Origin of the sequence: Cohnella xylanilytica, assembly GCF_014212175.1 — a bacterium.
GTDB lineage: Bacteria > Bacillota > Bacilli > Paenibacillales > Paenibacillaceae > Cohnella > Cohnella xylanilytica.
Genome location: NZ_JACJVR010000053.1, coordinates 1 through 16,129 on the forward strand (window position 1 = coordinate 1; position 16,129 = coordinate 16,129).

Genomic DNA, 16,129 nt, shown 5'->3' on the forward strand with positions numbered 1-16,129 from the left:
GCCGGGGGTTGCTCGGCGGCCGGGTCGGCGGGGACGCTCTCGGGCGGCGCCGTCTCGGCGGGCGCGGTCGCCGGCGGCTCGGCCGCGGCAGGCGCCGTCTCGACAGGCGCCGGCGTCGCCGGAGAAGCCGACGGATCGGCCGACGGAGCCGTCGTCCCGGCTTCTTCGGCGTAAACCGGGGTCGCGGCGATCGGAGCGTAGAACAGCGTGGTTGTCAGCGCGGCGGCGAGCGCCAGTGAGCCGACCTTGCGGAATAAGGGCTTTTTCATAGAGACCTCCTGATGGTATTGGTGAATTTCTTATTTCTCATGTCAGGAATGATGCGGATATTTAGGCGATCATGACGAGAAGCGACCCTCAATCGATTTGAACCGGCGTTAGTTGTGTAATTTTATCTACCACCTATGTAACTCGTATTTTAATATAAAGGGAATTGTATGGCGAAAATAATCGGATTACAAACCGAAATTTATTCAAGTACGCGTTACCATTTTATCGTTTCTCGCTAAATCTACGCGTTTCTCTCCCTATCGAATTGTTTTATATGAATAACAACTATATGTAAAATAATACTAGTATTTATAAATTTAAATGTGTTATGTTACATAACATAAAAAGAGCACCTCCCCCTTCGCCCGAAGCTAGGGGGAAATGCTCTTTCCTTTTTCCGATCATCGATAGCTTAGAAGGCCGGAACGACGGCCACTCCGTATTTGTCCTCGAGGAACTTCTTCACGTCCGGCGACGTGAGGGCGGCGTCCAGCTTCTGGATCGCATCCTTGTTCTCGTCGCCCTTGCGCACGACGATGACGTTGGCGTACGGCGAGTTCGCGTCTTCGCGGAACAGGGCGCTGTTCGGGTCGATCTTCGCTTCGAGCACCAGGTTCGTGTTGATGACCGCTCCGTCCAGGTCGGGCAGCGAGCGGGGCAGCGTCGCGGAATCGGCTTCGACGAACTTGAGCTTCTTCGGATTGTCGACGATGTCCTTCGGCGTCGCTTCGTACGTGGTCAGGCCGTCCTTCAGCTTGATGAGTCCTTGCTGCTGAAGCAGGACGAGCGCCCGGTATTCGTTCGACGGGTTGTTCGGAATGCCGATCTTCGCGCCTTCCGGCAGCTCGTCTTTGGATTTGTGCTTGTTCGAGTAGAGTCCGATCGGCTCCACGTGCACCTTCGTCGTGACGGCGAAGTCGTACCCCTTCTCGTCCTTGACGGAGTCGAGATACGGAACGTGCTGGAAGTAGTTCGCGTCGATCTGCCCGTCCTTCAGGGCCGGATTGAGCTGGCCTTCGTCGTCGAACACGACGATGTCCAGGTTCACTCCCTCTTCCTTCAGCTTCGGCTTCACGAATTCGAGAATCTCGGCGTGCGGAACGGCGGCCGCTCCGACCTTCAGCGTAACTTCCTCCTTCGGGGCCTCGGACGATGAAGACGGGCTGGCGGATTCGCCGGAGCTTGCTTCCGGGCTGGCCGCGCTCGGACTTGCCGAGCTCGGGCTGGCGGAGGGGCTGCTTCCCCCTGCGTTCTTGTCGTCGTTCGAGCCGCAGCCCGCGAGAATTCCCCCCAGGATGACGAACAATACGAGCAATAACGACACGCTTTTCTTGGACATACTCTCTCTCCCGCTTTCCTGTTTTTTTATAGGTTGAAAATGTGAAACCGACATCAGAATGCCGCCCGGCGAAGCTCGCGGCGGCGGCGGCGCTATTCGGGCGTGAAGCGCCGGCGGCGGATCGCCTTGGCGATGCCGTCGCCCGTCCATTGGATGCCCTGCACGAGGGCGATGATGACGACGACGGTGGCGAACAGGATGTCCTCGCGGAACCGCTGGTACCCGAACCGGATCGCCAGGCTCCCGAGCCCTCCCGCTCCGATCGCGCCGGCGACCGCGGTGAATTCGACGATGCCGATGACGGCGATCGTCATCCCCCGCACGAGAGCGGGCAGCGCTTCGGGGATGAGCACCCGGAAGATGATCGTCCACGGGCTGGCCCCCACCGACTTGGCCGCCTCGATCTTGCCCGCTCCGACCTCCTTCAGCGAATTCTCGATGATGCGCCCGAGGAACGGAGCGGCCCCGATGGACAACGACACGATGGCCGCGGTCGGGCCGAGCGTCGTGCCGACGACCCATCTCGCGAACGGGAGCAGCAGGACGATCAGAATGATAAAAGGCAGGGAGCGTACGCTGTTGATGACGAAGCTCAGCACCTTGTTGAGCTTCGGGGCTTGCAGGATGCCCCCCTTGTCGGTGACTACCAGCGTCACCCCTAGCGCCAGCCCGATCGCCAGCGCGAAGATCGACGACCAGAACACCATGTAGAGCGTCTGCCGCAGCCCTTCCCAGAGCAAGTCGATCAGGTCGTCTCTCATATGCCCGCACCCGCCCCTTCCAGGATGTAGCCTCTTCGGCGGTAGCTCTCCAGGATGCCGACGAACCGGCGCGCCGTGTCGCTCTCCGGGTGGAGGAACAGCTTGTCGACGGGTCCGGTCTCGACGATCCGGCCCTGTTCGATGACCGCCATGTTGCGGCAGATATGCTGCAGGACGTCCAGCTCGTGGGTGATGAGGACGATCGTCAGGCCGAGCTGGCGGTTGATGTCCGCGAGAAGCTCCAGAATCGAATAAGTCGTCTGCGGATCGAGCGCGGAAGTCGCTTCGTCGCTCAGCAGCACGTCCGGTTCGTTGGCCAGCGCCCTGGCGATGCCGACCCGCTGCTTCTGCCCGCCGCTCAGTTGGGAAGGGTACGCCTTCTCCTTGTCCCCCAGCTTGACGAGCTCGAGAATCTCCCGGACCCGCTTCCTCACGTACTCCTTCGGATGCCCCGCCACCTTGAGCGGGAACGCGACGTTGTCGAACACCGTCTTGGAATCGAGCAGGTTGAATTGTTGGAAAATCATCCCGATCTTCCGCCTCGCGAGCCGAAGCTCCTTCTCCCGCAAATCCGTGATGACCGTTCCTTCGATGGAGATGCTTCCGGAATCCGGCTCCTCGAGCCGGTTGAGACAGCGGATCAAGGTCGACTTGCCGGCTCCGCTGAAGCCGATGATGCCGAAGATATCGCCTTTCTGAATGGTCAGGTTCACGTTCTCGAGAGCTCGAACGGCGCCGGCGGCGGACGGATACGATTTGTTCAGGTCTCGAATGACGATCATGCTCTCCCCCGTCTCCTCTCGATCGGCCTCGAATTCCCCGCGACGGCAAAAAAACCAAGCCCGGCCGGCTCGCGCGAGGCGAGACGGGGAACTTGGTTTCCAGCGGTCTGGTCAACCGAATATAATACCGACTAAGCCGATGTGTTTTCACTTAATTTAGTCGAGAAAAGGGCCTTTGTCAAGAGGCTGCCGGAAAATAGCAGTCTCGTTGTTCGGCGAGGGCCGGCTTACTTGCTCCTTCGAAGCATGCCGAGTTGATCCTCCAGCTCGGCCTCCAACGCCGGAATCCGAGGATCGCGGCCCTTATCGGAAGAGTCATCGAGCTTCCGCAGCTCGATGACGGAGCCGCCCCGACGCGCCGGAACCGGCATCCGGAGCGCCCATTCCACGGCCTCTTCTTCCGTCCGCGCCTCGATCAACGAGAATTCGGACATCAGCCCCTCGTCCACCGGGAACGGACCGGCCGTCACTTGCGGTTCTCCGCCTTCCGGCGGGCGCACAATCCGAAGGCCGGCGGAACTGGGCAGCAGCTTCTCCGAGACGAGAAGCGCGCCGGCTCCGGCCAGCGACTTCCGATAGGCCTCCATGGCTTCCTCGTCCTCCGGGGCGTTCTTGACGCCCGCCTCCGAGTAGCCCGTCGCCTTCACGATCAGCATGAATCGCATCGTTATTCCTCTCCTCTCTCCGGCTCCGGGACGCACTCCGCGGCCCGTCTCCGCAACAATTCCCGTTCGCGGCCGTTCCGGGCCATCGACGCCGCCCTCTCGAGTTCCGCCCGGGCCTCGTCCAGTCTCCCGAGCTTCTTCAGAAGATCGCCCCGGACGCTCGGCAGCAGATGATAGTCCTTCAGGGCGGGCTCGCCGGCCAGCTCGTCGACCAGCTGCAAGCCGATGGCCGGACCGAAGGCCATGGAGACGGCGACGGCCCGATTCAGCTCGACGATCGGCGACGGCGCGACTCTCGACAGCGCCTCGTACAACGCCGCGATGCGGATCCAATCGGTCTCGGCGGGGGTCGGCGCCTCCGCATGGCAGGCCGCGATCGCGGCTTGCAGCGCGTAAGGGCCGAGCGGGCGGCCGAGCTTCCGGCTGCGCTCCAGGGCGGCCAGGCCGCGGCGGATGAGCAGGCGGTCCCACTTCGCCCGGTTCTGGTCCATGAGCAGCACGGGCTCGCCCGAGGCGTCGATCCGCGTGGCCAGCCGCGACGATTGAAGCTCCAGCAGCGCGACCAGCCCGTGCACCTCCGGCTCCCGCGGCGCGATCTCGGCGAGCACGCGCCCGAGCCTGAGCGCTTCCTGGCAGAGCAGAGGGCGGGTCCAGTCGTCCCCCGACGTGGCGGAGTAGCCCTCGTTGAACATGAGGTAGATGACCTCGAGCACGGCCGACAACCGTTCGTCGAGCTCCTCCTTGGCGGGCACCTCGAAGGGAACCTTCTTCTCCGCGAGCGTTCGCTTGGCCCGGACGATCCGCTGGGCGATCGTCGGCTCGGCGGCGAGGAAGGACCGCGCGATCTCTTCCGTCGTAAGGCCGCAGAGAAGACGGAGAGTGAGGGCGACTCGAGCGTCTTGGGAGAGAACGGGGTGACAGGTCATGAAAATGAGGCGAAGAACGTCGTCGCCGATCTCGCTATCGAGCACCCGGTCGTAATCTTCCTCCGCGAACAGATCCGCGTTCCGCGCGACCTCCTCGTACTTCCGGTCCTGCAGCTTGGCTCTGCGGAGCACGTCGATCGCCCGCCGTTTGGCCGTCGTCATGAGCCAGGCTCCCGGATTGTCCGGGATGCCGGCCGTCGGCCAGCGTTCGAGAGCGATGACAAGGGCGTCCTGCGCCAGATCCTCCGCCAGCCCCACGTCCCGCACCATTCGCGTCAAGGCCGCGATAATCTTGGCCGATTCCATTCTCCAGATCGCGTCGATCGTCCGCTGACGGGCCGCCTCTTCCCCGCTTCCGTCCCGCTCGCGCTGCGGCGGCATCCCGGTTCCGGCCGCCTGCGATTTCCCGGTGGTAGAATCCACGAACTCTCCGTCCCTTCTCCTCGTCGCTATCTCAATCCGATTCCGTCAGGCTGAAGCTCCCCCTATTCTATCCGGCCTTCGGGGGCGCTCGCAACGGTTCGACGGCCCGTCCTAACGCTTCCCCTCGAGAAAAGCCGTCAGCTCCTCCGCGATAAGCGGGGCGTTCAGCTTCTTCGTGTGCCCGAGCCCCTTGCGGCTTGCAAGCTTCGCGCCGGGGAGCGCGGCGGCCAGCGCTTGGGCGGCCCGGCGCAGCGAGGCGGGGCTCTCCGTCCCTTCCATGACGAGGGTCGGCATCGATACGGCGCTCCACCGCTCGGCCGGCAGCGGCTTGCCGTCGATATAGCCGTCCAGCAGAGCCGCGTCGTAAGGGAGCGTATGGGCCACGGCCATGAGCTTGGACCAGACGCCCGGCATGAGGCGCATCAGGCCGACGACGAACGAAGGCGCGCCCATGCCTTGGGTCATGAAGTACTTGATGGCTTCGGCGCGGCGATTGCCCGAGATCAGCTCGCGTACTCGCCGGACGAAGTCGGCGGGCGGCTTCCGGTCCGCGGGGTCGACGATGAACGGCGGCTCGTGCAGCGCCAGCTTCGCGATCTTGGCGCCGCTCGCCGCGGCTTGAAGCGCCAGAACCGCTCCGGACGACAGCCCCCACACGTATGCCGAGCCGCCGGCTTCCTCGATGAGCGCCTCCAGGTCCTCGATCTCCCGCGCTTGGTCGTACACGGGCCGGTCTTCGCTGTCGCCGCGGCCCCGGCGGTCGTAGTTGTACACCGTGAAGCGCTCCGCCAGCCGCTCGGCCAGCTGCGCCTGGCCCGGGAACTTGCGGTAGCTGAACGCTCCCGCGACCAGAATGAGGGCCGGCCCGTTGCCGGATTTGTCGTAGGCGATGCGGGTGCCGTCTTTGGAAGTAACGTAGGGCATGTCGATCTCTCCTTTGCCGATTCGGTTTCTATCTAGACGACGAACCGCTATCGACGATATCGACATGTTCGCGAGAATTTTTTTTATTTGCCGCCAATCCCGCGCCCAGGATCCCGGAGCATCGCTGGGGGGAGCTGCCGAAGCGCGCGCAAAAAAGCCCCGCCCCCGAGGTTGTCTCCCGGGAACGGGGCCGTAGTTGCGGCTTTAAGGCTAGCCGGATTACTTGCTCGCCGGAGCGGATGCGCTTGGCGATGCGGATGGCGTCGGCGACGCGGACGGCGACCCGGAAGCGGATGCGCTTGGCGAAGCCGATGCGCTGGCCGACGGGGACGGAGAAGCCGAAGGCTTCGGCACGTTCGTCTTCTTGATCAGCTTCGGAAGCTCGTCCGTCATAAACTTGCCGATGCTGTCGGAAGCCAGCGTCGAACGGATCTCCGCCTTCGCCTCGTCCAGCGTCTTCGTGCCGCGGGCTTCCACCTTGATGACGTGGTAGCCGTACGACGTCTTGACCGGATCGCCGATCTGGCCGATCGGCTGCGTGTTGGCCGCGTTCTTGAACTCCTCGACCCACTGCGACGGGTCGACCTTCTCGTACAGGCCGCCGTTGTCCGCGGAGCCGGGATCGTCCGAATATTCCTTCGCGAGCGCCTTCCAGTCGCCGCCGGCTTCGAGCTTGCCCTTCACTTCGTTGGCGAGCTTAAGCGCGTCGGCGTCCGTGCGGGTCTTGTTGTTCTTGTCGGTCAGCCCGATCAGAATGTGGCGGACGGTCGCGTATTTGAACTTGTCCTTGTTCTTCTCGTAGTAGGAGGAGATGTCCTCGTCCTTGACCTTCAGATCGGCGTCCTTGTACATGATGAACTGCTCTTCCATGAACAGCTTCATCTGGTCGTACGACAAGCCGCCGTCCTTCATCATCTGCTCGATCGTCTTCTTCGTATCGGCGTCGGCGGTAATCTGCTTCTTCATCTCTTCGAACTGCTTGTCCGCTTCGTCCTTGCCTTGCTTCTTCGCTTCGTCGGTCGCGCGGGCGCTCAACACCCGGAAGCCGACGAACTGGGTCAGGATGGTCTCCTGCACGCTGTCCTCGTCCACGATGCTGCCGTACGTCGGGTTGACGATCTTCATGAATGTCTTGTAAGCCGTGAATTCCTTGGTGGTGATCTGACCGCCTTCATATTCGGCCGCGATCTTGTTCTCCTTCTTGCCGCAGCCGGCGGCCAGCCCGACGAGCAGCGCCAATGCCAGCAGCACGAAGGCGAACCGGCTGGATGGGCCGCGCTTAGGGTGCAACATCCTGTAATTCCCCCTTAATCTTGGTCACTTCTTTGTATTGTACCAGAAACTCTTCGACGAAGGCCAACATCGCGTCGTCGTCGAGGCCCCGCACGTTCAGCTTCAGAACGAGCTGCGGATTCAAGGATACCCGCTGCAGCTTGCCCTTCAGGCGGAGCTCCAAGGCCTTCAGCTTGGCCTCGTCCACGTCGGCGGCGCGGCGCTCCTCGCACTTGATCAGCACGTCGTCGCCCTTGCGGTTCAGCGACTCGATGCCGTAGATGCGGCCGTAGACCTTCAGACGGGCGACGGCGAGCAGGTTAAGCACCGACTTCGGCGGATCGCCGAACCGGTCGGTCAGCTCCTCGAACAGGTCGCCGACGTCCTCGAGCGAAGCGGCCGCGGCCACCTTCTTGTAAATCTCGATCTTCTGAATGCTGTCGTAAATATAATCCGGAGGCAGATAAGCGTCCACGCCCAGATCGAGCTGCGTGTTGACCGGAACCGCCGGAACGGCCTCTTCGCCGAACCTCTCCAGCTTCCGGGCTTGAATCTCCTCGGCCAGCATCTGCGAATACAGATCGAAGCCGACCGACGCGATGAACCCGTGCTGCTCCGCGCCGAGCAGGTTGCCCGCGCCGCGGATGGCGAGGTCGCGCATCGCGATCTTGAAGCCCGAGCCGAGCTCGGTGAACTCCTTGATCGATTGCAGACGCTTCTCGGCGACTTCCGTCAGCACCTTGTCTCTCTGGTATGTGAAGTACGCGTAGGCGATCCGGTTCGAACGGCCGACCCGTCCGCGCAGCTGGTAGAGCTGGGACAGTCCCATTTTGTCCGCGTCGTGCACGATCAAGGTGTTGACGTTCGGAATGTCGACGCCGGTCTCGATAATGCTCGTGCTGACCAAGACGTCGTACTCCCCGTCCAGGAAGTCGAGTATCGTCCGCTCCAGCTCCTGCTCGGACATCTGGCCGTGGGCGACCGCCACCTTCGCGTCGGGAACGAGCGCCGTAATCTGCTCCGCCATCTGGTAGATGCCTTGAACCCGGTTGAACAGGAAGTATACTTGTCCATCCCGGGCGAGTTCTCTCTCGATCGCTTCGCGCACGAGGGTCGGGCTGTACTCGACCACGTACGTCTGTACCGGGAACCGGTTCTCCGGAGGCGTCTCGATGACGGACAGGTCGCGCACCCCCAGCATGGACATGTGCAGCGTGCGCGGAATCGGCGTCGCGGTCAGCGTCAGCACGTCCACGTTCGTCTTCAGCCGCTTCAGCTTCTCCTTGTGGGACACGCCGAATCTCTGCTCTTCGTCCACGATCAGGAGGCCGAGATCCTTGAACACGACGTCCTGCGAGAGCAGCCGGTGCGTTCCGATGACGACGTCGACCGTGCCGGCCTTGATCCCCTTCATCGTCTCGGTCTGCTCCTTGCGCGAACGGAACCGGCTGAGCACCCGAATCTGGAACGGATAGCCCGAGAAGCGCTCCCGGAACGTCTCGTAATGCTGCTGCGCCAGAATCGTCGTCGGCACGAGCACGGCGACCTGCTTGCCCTCGATCGCCGCCTTGAAGGCCGCCCGGACGGCAACCTCCGTCTTCCCATACCCGACGTCTCCGCATAACAGACGGTCCATCGGCCGCGATTGTTGCATGTCCTTCTTGATCTCGTCGATCGCGCGCAGCTGGTCCGGCGTCTCGTCGTACGGGAACATCGCCTCGAACTCCTGCTGATAGGGCGTGTCGGGGCCGAATCCGTAGCCCTTCGTCGCCTGCCGCTCGGCGTACAGCTTGATGAGATCGTCGGCGATGTCCTTGACGGAAGAACGGACCTTCGACTTGACGCGGGTCCACTCCGAGCCTCCGAGCTTGCTGATCTTCGGCTCCTTCTCCTCGGAACCGACGTACTTCTGAATCAGGTCGAACTGCTCGACGGGCACGGACAAGCGGTCTCCGCCCGCATAGACGATATGGAGGTAATCTTTATGAATCCCGTTGATCTCGAGGGTGCCGATTCCCAAATATTTGCCGATGCCGTGGTTCTGGTGGACGACGTAGTCGCCGACCTTCAGCTCGGTATAGCTCTTGATCCGCTCGGCGTTGTCCATCCGGCGGTCGACCCGGCGGGCCTTCCGCTGCTTCTGGGTGAACATCTCCCCTTCGGTGATGACGACGAGCTTGACCGAAGGGAGTTCGAACCCGCTCTGCAGGTTGCCTTGGGCGATCTCGGGCTGGTCGATATGGTAGTCCTCGAGCACCCGCTTCATCCGGTCCGCGCGCTCGGCGTTGCCGGCCAGCATGACGATGTGCGCTCCGCTCTTGCGCCAGCGCTCCATCTCCGCCTTGAGCACGTTCATCTGGCCGTGGAAGTTCTGCATCGAGCGGCAGACGACGTTGACGATGTTCTGCGGCTGCGTATGCGGAATCTGCCGGACGAAGAGAGATAAGTAGACCGTCTGGAACGCCTTCGGATAAAGCGCTTGCTCCGCTTCGAGGGCGAGCACGAATCCGGGCAGGGATTTGCCCTGCTGCAGCAAGTGGGTCGTCCATTCCGACTCGTCCCTCTCGAGCTGCCGGGCGGTCTCCGTGAGCCGGTTCGGTTCGTCCATGACGAGCAGCGTGTCCTTCGGCATGAAGTCCAGCAGCGTCTGGCGTTCCGGGTAGAGCAAGGAGATATATTTGTAGATTTCGGAAAAGTACACATTTTGGCGCAAAAAGTCGATTTCCCGGGAAATCTCGGTCTGCAGCCGCTCCTTCGCCTGGCGGTCGGACATTCGCTCCAGCTGCTTCTCCAGCAGCTCGCTCGCATGCTGGGCCGCGTTCGCGAATCTCCGCTCGTCGGCGATAATCTCTCGGCAGGGGCGCACGACGTACGCGTCAAGCTTCTCGATCGAGCGCTGATCGGCCGGATCGAACGTGCGGATCGAGTCGATCTCGTCGTCGAACCATTCGACGCGAACCGCTTCGGCCGAGGTAAGCGGATAGAAGTCGGCGATGCCGCCTCGCACGCTGAGGTGCCCCTTCTGCTCGACGCGGTCGACCCGCTCGTAGCCGAGCCCGATCATGCGCGACAGGAAGTCGCCCATCGGAAGCGTGTCCCCGACCTTCAGCTCCACCCTCGCCTGCGACAGCGTCGTCCGGTCCGGCTGGAAGCGCCGAACGCCGGAGAAGGGCACGACAACGACCCCGCGGAAGCCTTCCGCGAGTTGAAGCAGCACGTCCATCCGGCGGGCGGACGTCTCGGGACTCGAGATCGCCGTCTCGGCGGCGATCAGCTCGTTGGCGGGATAGAGGAGAACCTCGTCCGCCGACAAGCACTCTTGCAGATCCTCCGCGATCTTCTGCGCCGAGAACATGTTGTGGGTGACCACGAGCATCGGCCTCTGCAGCTCGCGGAATTGCGTCGCGATCATCACCTGACGGGCGGAGCCGGACAGCCCGGCCACCAGCTGTTCCCGCATGCCTCCGCGAATTCCCGCCAGGATCGAGACCAGGTCGGGATCGGCGGCAAACGTATTCATTAGGGCCTTCATGACGTTTCCCCTTTCATCAATGCGGCGGGCAAGCCGCAAGCCAAACGGCCTCGCCCCTTGTCCGGAGCGAGACGTCGATCGTTAACCGTTATTCTTCATGGTTCGGATGCGGAGATCGGATGTCGTGCCCGCGCCCCGCGTCGAATCGCAAGCGAAAACGCCTTCGACGTCCGGGACGGCGAAGGAGAAGGGCGGCGGGCTGCCTGAGAAGTAGGATAGGCGAGCTAGCATGGTTCCGCACGGTTAAAAAGAAGCCCCGGCTCATGCCAAGGCCTCCGCGTCGGTCTGTAAGGGCTCATTGGAGCGGGTTGGACAGCAGCGCCAGCTCCGGATGGTTCTCCAACGTCTGGCTGCAATATTCGCAGATGACTCGCACCGTCACGTCCCCGTTGGAATTATACGCTATTATACGCTTTCGCTCTTCGGGGGTCAAGAAATGAAGGCCCAGCTTGTATTCGGGCACCTCGAACGCCTGGAAGCTCCCCAGAGGCATCTGGCAATGCCGGCAGACATAGTTTACAGCCATATGTATGCCTCCTATCGGACGGTTATTCGGGCGTTAGCCGCGATACCTCCAGTATGCCCGGCGTCGGCCGAATTTAAGCATCCGTCGCTCCCCCGGTCCGAATCCTCGAGAAGGATTCGGCAACGTCAGCCTTTGCCGTTGAACTTCGCCATCGTCTCGTCGAACCGATGCTCGAGCGCGTATTCGATCGCGTCGCAGGCGTCTTCGATCATCTTCCGAAGCTCCGGCTGCTCCGCCTTGGAGAACGAGCCCAGCACGTAATCGACGACCTGCATGCCCGGCTTCGGACGGGAGATGCCCATCCGGACCCGGTTGAACGTCTGCGTCCCGGTATGCTGAATGATCGACTTGATGCCGTTGTGGCCTCCGGCGCTGCCTTGGTAGCGCAGCCGGATGCGGCCGGTCTCCGTATCGAGATCGTCGTAGACGACGATCATATCTTCAAGCTTCGCCTTGTAGAAGTCCATGAACGCCCGTACCGACTCTCCCGACAAATTCATGTAGGTCATCGGCTTCAGCAGGACGACCTTCTCGCTCCCGACGCGAGCCTCGCCCATCAGCGCCTTGCACTTGTTCTGGGTCACGCTGACGCTCCAGCGCCTGGCCAGCTCGTCGACGACCATGAATCCCGCGTTATGCCGCGTCGATTCGTAGGCGGGACCGGGATTTCCGAGCCCGACGATCCATCTCATGTCGAATTTTACCCCTTTACGTATAAAAAATATCCTGACCCCTGCAACGAATTCCGCCTCTTCCGTGTCATACAAATTAAAAGAACCAAACGATACTCATCAATCCGCTCGGAAGAGGGTGAAATCATGTACATGAACGGTCAAATGATCTTCGACGATCATCACTTCCTCGACCACATGGCCGCGGAAGTGCCGATTCAGGTGTATCGCGGACGCATGCACCGGGATATCGGGTTCATCGAATATTATGGCAAAGAATTCGTCAAGGTCAACAACATTTTCTACAGCCGCAGACAGTTCATCTTCGTCTCCAGACCCGGCTATTGAACGCGCGCCCGCCGGTCCCCCCCTTCCGGCGGCTGCCGTTCATTCGTGCACCAATATCGAAGGAGCGCAGACCGTTCGAGGTCTGCGCTCCTTGCATGACTAGCTCTATAAACGAAGGAAGATCCTCTTCCTCAGTCCGTCTCCACGGCCTTGGCGGCCCGCTCGTGCTGCTCGTTCTCTTCGGCGGCATCGTCCATCGCTTCGAGCTCGTCCTCGGTGCGATCCTTCTGCGGCGCCAGAATCGACACGACGACCGTGTCCGGTTCCGCCGTCGCGACGACTCCCTCCGGAAGCTTAAGGTCTCCGACCGTAAGATGCTCGCCGAAGCCGAGTGCGCTGATGTCGACCGGAATCGAGGCCGGCAAGTTCTTGGCGACGCATTCGACTTCGAGCTCGTGAAGCACGAGCTGCAGCATGCCGCCTTCCTTCTCCCCGGGACTCTCCCCTTGAACGTCCAGCCGGACTTCCGCCTTGATCGTCTCGTTCAGGTTGATCTGGTGAAAATCGACGTGGAGGACTTGTCCGCTAAGCGTGTCGCGCTGGACGTCCGTGAGCAGCACCGATTGGCTGCCCCGGTTCGGCACGGCCAGATCGAGAATGCCGTGCGGATTGCCCCGCAGCAGCGCCGTCAGCTCCTTGGCGTCGAGAGCGATGGCCGCCGCGGCTCCCAGCTCCTTGCCGTAGACGACGCCGGGAACCTTGCCTTCGTTGCGAAGCCGGCGCAATTCGCCTTTGGTCGTCTTGGCTCGAGGCTGCGCTTGCAATGTCGTACTCATAAAGGTATCCCTCCTCGCGGTATACCCTATTCATACCCATTCCAAGCGTCGCCTAATCAGACATGCGGTTCGAACAGCTTGCTGATCGACTGCTGCTCGTGGATGCGGACGATCGCTTCCGCGATGAGCGGTGCGACCGACAGCACGCGCAGCTTCGTCGAAGCGGACGGATCGCGCAGCGGAATCGTATCGGTGACGACGACTTCCGTGATCGGAGCCGCTTCGAGCCGGGCCAGCGCTTGGCCCGACAGGACCGGGTGGGTGCAGCAAGCGTACAGCTCGCGGGCGCCCGCTTCCTTGAGCGCTTGCGCCGCCAGGCAGATCGTACCGGCCGTGTCGATGATGTCGTCGATCAGAATCGCCGTGCGGCCCGATACGTCGCCGATAATGTTCATCACTTCGACGACGTTCGGCTCGGGCCGGCGCTTGTCGATGATGGCGAGCGGCGCTTGCAGCTCGTCCGCCAGACGGCGGGCGCGGACGACGCCCCCGTGGTCCGGGGAGACGACGACCGGCGCCAGCAGCCCCTTGCTCTGGAAGTAATCGCCGAGAATCGGCACGCCCAGCAGATGGTCGACGGGAATGTCGAAGAAGCCTTGAATCTGCATCGCGTGGAGGTCCATCGCGATGACCCGGTGAGCTCCGGCGGTCTCGATCAGATTGGCGACCAGCTTGGCCGTGATCGGGTCGCGGGAACGGGCCTTGCGGTCCTGCCGCGCGTACCCGTAATACGGAAGAACGACGTTGATCGTCTTCGCCGAGGCCCGCTTGAGCGCGTCCACCATGACGAGCAGCTCCATCAGATGCTCATTGACCGGTTGCGACGTCGATTGAACGACGTAGACGTCGCTCCCCCGCACGCTCTCGTTCAGCCGAATATGGATCTCCCCGTCGCTGAACCTTCTCATCTCGGCGTTGCCTAGCGATATCCCGATGTTCCGCGCGATCGCTTCGGCAAGACGGGGATTCGAGCTGCCCGAGAACAGCTTCAATGTGGCATCTGGGTAAGACATAACGCACCAGCCTTTGGACTTGGATTGATAGTATGGAATACGTACGAACTCGTTATTGGTCGCGTTCCTTCTTGGCCTTGGCGCGGGAACGCAGCTTCTCCGCGTAGCCCGGCTTGTTCACTTGGCGCTCGCGGGCGATGGCCACGTCGTTGGCGCCGACGTCGTGGGTGATCGTGGAGCCCGCCACGACGTACGCTCCGCTGCCGATGGTGACCGGAGCGATCAGGTTCGAATTGCTGCCGATGAAGGCGTTGTCGCCGATCTCGGTCTTCGACTTATTATAACCATCGTAATTGGCGGTAATCGCGCCGCAGCCGATGTTGACGTTCGCCCCGACGACGGCGTCTCCGACATAGCTGAGATGCGGGATCTTGCTGCCCTCGCCGACGACGGCGTTCTTCACCTCGACGAAGTCCCCGATCTTGACATGGGCGGCCAGCTTCGTCCCCGGACGCAGATAAGCGAACGGCCCGACCGAGCATTCCGGCCCGAGCTCCGCCTGGTCGGCGACCGATTGGCGAATCGTCGATCCGTCTCCGACGACCGTATCGGTCAGGTCGGCGGACGGCCCGATGACGCAATCCTCGCCGATGACCGTGCGGCCGCGCAGAACCGTGCCCGGGTAGACGATCGAGTCGGCGCCGATGACGACGTCCGCTTCGATATACGTATGCTCCGCATCGATGAGCGTGACGCCATTGGTCTGATGCTTGGCCGCGATCCGGCGGCGCATCAGCCTCTCCGCCTCGCCAAGGGCGATGCGGTCGTTGACGCCGATCGCTTCGGCCGGATCGAGCGTCTTGTGCGCGGAGATGCGCTCCCCTTGCTTTTGAAGAATGCCGATCACGTCCGTCAAGTAATATTCGCCCTGGGCATTCGCGTTCGTCACCTGGGAGAGCGCCGCGAACAGCTTCTTATTGTCGAAGCAGTAGGTGCCGGTGTTGATCTCGCGAATGGCGGCCTCCTCCGGCGTGCAATCCTTCTGCTCGACGATGCGCAGCACTTCCCCGGCTTCGCCCCGGACGATGCGCCCGTAGCCGGCCGGCGTCTCGAGCTCCGCCGTCATGATCGTCGCGGCCGCGCCTTCCTTCTCGTGAAGCGCGACGAGCGCCTCCAGCGTCTCGGCCGTCACGAGCGGCGTATCGCCGCAGACGACGACCGCCACCCCGTCTATGTCTCCCAGCTGCGGCTTCGCCTGCAGAACCGCGTGCCCGGTTCCGAGCTGCTCGGCTTGAAGGGCGTATTCCGCCGCGTCCCCGAGACGGGCCCGCACGGCTTCGGCGCCGTGGCCGACGACGACGACCGCCCGTTCGCACGAGGCTCCCTTCACCGCGTCCAGCACGTGCTCCACCATCGGCTTGCCGCATACCGGATGAAGAACTTTATATAATTTCGATTTCATTCTCTTCCCTTGTCCTGCCGCCAGCACAATCGCAATCCTTGTCACGGTCGCAAGACCTCCTTTCAAGTTCGCGCCACGTACCACGTACATGAATCCCTACAAAATGATAGCTTATTCCGCCCCAAATGAAAAGAGAGCCCAAATATAGGCTCTCTCTCAGCGAATATGCATAACCAATCTCTCTTTGCTTGTTATTACGCGCCTTCAACCAGTACTTCCTCGTCTTGAGCAGCCCGTTCGTACTCCGCCAATACGGCGGATTGGATCTTCTCGCGCGTGCCGGAAGAAATGGGGTGAGCAATGTCGCGGAACTCTCCATCGGGAGTCCGTTTGCTCGGCATGGCCACGAACATACCATTGTTGCCGTCGATGACACGAATGTCATGGACGACGAATTCGTTGTCAATGGTAATCGAAGCGATGGCCTTCATGCGCCCCTCGGAATTAACGCGGCGGAGTCTCACATCTGTAATTTGCACTTGTGTTCACCACCTTTGCC

At 61.9% G+C, this 16,129-nt stretch carries 16 protein-coding genes; 1 reads left to right on the forward strand and 15 read right to left on the reverse strand.

Annotation, left to right across the window (positions count from 1 at the left end; genetic code table 11):
• The 11 genes from H7B90_RS13655 to pth all read right to left on the reverse strand — a co-directional run.
• The coding region (locus H7B90_RS13655) for a hypothetical protein (protein ID WP_185136445.1) at positions 1-269 on the reverse strand (269 nt) is incomplete at its 3' end.
• 413 nt (positions 270-682) lie between these two features.
• Positions 683-1,609 (reverse strand): MetQ/NlpA family ABC transporter substrate-binding protein, encoded by a 927-nt coding sequence (locus H7B90_RS13660; RefSeq protein WP_185136446.1) that lies wholly within the window; start codon positions 1,607-1,609, stop codon positions 683-685.
• A gap of 92 nt (positions 1,610-1,701) precedes the next feature.
• Positions 1,702-2,370, reverse strand: coding sequence for a methionine ABC transporter permease (locus tag H7B90_RS13665; protein ID WP_185136447.1), 669 nt, complete (start codon positions 2,368-2,370; stop codon positions 1,702-1,704).
• Positions 2,367-3,152, reverse strand: a complete 786-nt coding sequence (locus H7B90_RS13670) for a methionine ABC transporter ATP-binding protein (protein ID WP_185136448.1) — start codon at positions 3,150-3,152, stop codon at positions 2,367-2,369. Before H7B90_RS13670 ends, H7B90_RS13665 begins: the two co-directional genes overlap by 4 nt.
• Positions 3,153-3,379: 227 nt before the next feature.
• Positions 3,380-3,817 (reverse strand): YciI family protein, encoded by a 438-nt coding sequence (locus tag H7B90_RS13675; protein ID WP_185136449.1) that lies wholly within the window; start codon positions 3,815-3,817, stop codon positions 3,380-3,382.
• A 2-nt stretch (positions 3,818-3,819) separates the two neighbouring features.
• Complete coding sequence (locus H7B90_RS13680) at positions 3,820-5,124, reverse strand: RNA polymerase sigma factor (RefSeq protein ID WP_185136483.1); 1,305 nt, start codon at positions 5,122-5,124, stop codon at positions 3,820-3,822.
• 153 nt (positions 5,125-5,277) lie between these two features.
• Entirely contained in the window at positions 5,278-6,090 is an 813-nt protein-coding gene (locus H7B90_RS13685; protein ID WP_185136450.1) for an alpha/beta hydrolase, read from the reverse strand.
• A gap of 219 nt (positions 6,091-6,309) precedes the next feature.
• Positions 6,310-7,383: a peptidylprolyl isomerase gene (locus tag H7B90_RS13690; protein WP_185136451.1), complete on the reverse strand. Its 1,074-nt coding sequence runs from the start codon at positions 7,381-7,383 to the stop codon at positions 6,310-6,312.
• Positions 7,370-10,894 carry a transcription-repair coupling factor gene (gene mfd / locus H7B90_RS13695; protein WP_185136452.1) on the reverse strand — a complete coding sequence of 1,175 codons (3,525 nt, stop codon included), beginning with the start codon at positions 10,892-10,894 and terminating at the stop codon, positions 7,370-7,372. The genes H7B90_RS13690 and mfd overlap by 14 nt, the downstream gene beginning before the upstream one ends.
• 295 nt (positions 10,895-11,189) lie before the next feature.
• Positions 11,190-11,420 (reverse strand): anti-sigma-F factor Fin, encoded by a 231-nt coding sequence (fin, locus tag H7B90_RS13700; RefSeq protein WP_185136453.1) that lies wholly within the window; start codon positions 11,418-11,420, stop codon positions 11,190-11,192.
• 125 nt (positions 11,421-11,545) lie between these two features.
• Entirely contained in the window at positions 11,546-12,112 is a 567-nt protein-coding gene (gene pth / locus H7B90_RS13705; protein ID WP_185136454.1) for an aminoacyl-tRNA hydrolase, read from the reverse strand.
• Between the two features lie 126 nt (positions 12,113-12,238).
• Between pth and H7B90_RS13710 the strand changes: the two genes are divergently transcribed.
• On the forward strand, positions 12,239-12,439 hold the full coding sequence (locus H7B90_RS13710) for a hypothetical protein (RefSeq protein WP_246578861.1): 201 nt from the start codon (positions 12,239-12,241) through the stop codon (positions 12,437-12,439).
• A gap of 131 nt (positions 12,440-12,570) precedes the next feature.
• Here H7B90_RS13710 and H7B90_RS13715 read toward each other — a convergent pair whose 3' ends face one another.
• The 4 genes from H7B90_RS13715 to spoVG form a co-directional block, all read right to left on the reverse strand.
• Complete coding sequence (locus H7B90_RS13715) at positions 12,571-13,215, reverse strand: 50S ribosomal protein L25 (protein ID WP_185136455.1); 645 nt, start codon at positions 13,213-13,215, stop codon at positions 12,571-12,573.
• Positions 13,216-13,271: 56 nt separating this feature from the next.
• Positions 13,272-14,228, reverse strand: a complete 957-nt coding sequence (locus tag H7B90_RS13720) for a ribose-phosphate diphosphokinase (RefSeq protein ID WP_185136456.1) — start codon at positions 14,226-14,228, stop codon at positions 13,272-13,274.
• 52 nt (positions 14,229-14,280) lie between these two features.
• Positions 14,281-15,675, reverse strand: a complete 1,395-nt coding sequence (gene glmU, locus H7B90_RS13725) for a bifunctional UDP-N-acetylglucosamine diphosphorylase/glucosamine-1-phosphate N-acetyltransferase GlmU (protein WP_281421380.1) — start codon at positions 15,673-15,675, stop codon at positions 14,281-14,283.
• 149 nt (positions 15,676-15,824) lie between these two features.
• Positions 15,825-16,109 carry a septation regulator SpoVG gene (spoVG, locus tag H7B90_RS13730; RefSeq protein WP_027092136.1) on the reverse strand — a complete coding sequence of 95 codons (285 nt, stop codon included), beginning with the start codon at positions 16,107-16,109 and terminating at the stop codon, positions 15,825-15,827.
• Positions 16,110-16,129: the final 20 nt, after the last annotated feature.

What these genes read in the sequence shown, in the direction of transcription:
- H7B90_RS13660 (WP_185136446.1), bottom strand. Translation starts at nt 1,609, where the DNA reads ATGTCCAAGAAAAGCGTGTCGTTATTGCTCGTATTGTTCGTCATCCTG.
- H7B90_RS13665 (WP_185136447.1), bottom strand. Translation starts at nt 2,370, where the DNA reads ATGAGAGACGACCTGATCGACTTGCTCTGGGAAGGGCTGCGGCAGACG.
- H7B90_RS13670 (WP_185136448.1), bottom strand. Translation starts at nt 3,152, where the DNA reads ATGATCGTCATTCGAGACCTGAACAAATCGTATCCGTCCGCCGCCGGC.
- H7B90_RS13675 (WP_185136449.1), bottom strand. Translation starts at nt 3,817, where the DNA reads ATGCGATTCATGCTGATCGTGAAGGCGACGGGCTACTCGGAGGCGGGC.
- H7B90_RS13680 (WP_185136483.1), bottom strand. Translation starts at nt 5,124, where the DNA reads ATGCCGCCGCAGCGCGAGCGGGACGGAAGCGGGGAAGAGGCGGCCCGT.
- H7B90_RS13685 (WP_185136450.1), bottom strand. Translation starts at nt 6,090, where the DNA reads ATGCCCTACGTTACTTCCAAAGACGGCACCCGCATCGCCTACGACAAA.
- H7B90_RS13690 (WP_185136451.1), bottom strand. Translation starts at nt 7,383, where the DNA reads ATGTTGCACCCTAAGCGCGGCCCATCCAGCCGGTTCGCCTTCGTGCTG.
- mfd (WP_185136452.1), bottom strand. Translation starts at nt 10,894, where the DNA reads ATGAAGGCCCTAATGAATACGTTTGCCGCCGATCCCGACCTGGTCTCG.
- fin (WP_185136453.1), bottom strand. Translation starts at nt 11,420, where the DNA reads ATGGCTGTAAACTATGTCTGCCGGCATTGCCAGATGCCTCTGGGGAGC.
- pth (WP_185136454.1), bottom strand. Translation starts at nt 12,112, where the DNA reads ATGAGATGGATCGTCGGGCTCGGAAATCCCGGTCCCGCCTACGAATCG.
- H7B90_RS13710 (WP_246578861.1), top strand. Translation starts at nt 12,239, where the DNA reads ATGTACATGAACGGTCAAATGATCTTCGACGATCATCACTTCCTCGAC.
- H7B90_RS13715 (WP_185136455.1), bottom strand. Translation starts at nt 13,215, where the DNA reads ATGAGTACGACATTGCAAGCGCAGCCTCGAGCCAAGACGACCAAAGGC.
- H7B90_RS13720 (WP_185136456.1), bottom strand. Translation starts at nt 14,228, where the DNA reads ATGTCTTACCCAGATGCCACATTGAAGCTGTTCTCGGGCAGCTCGAAT.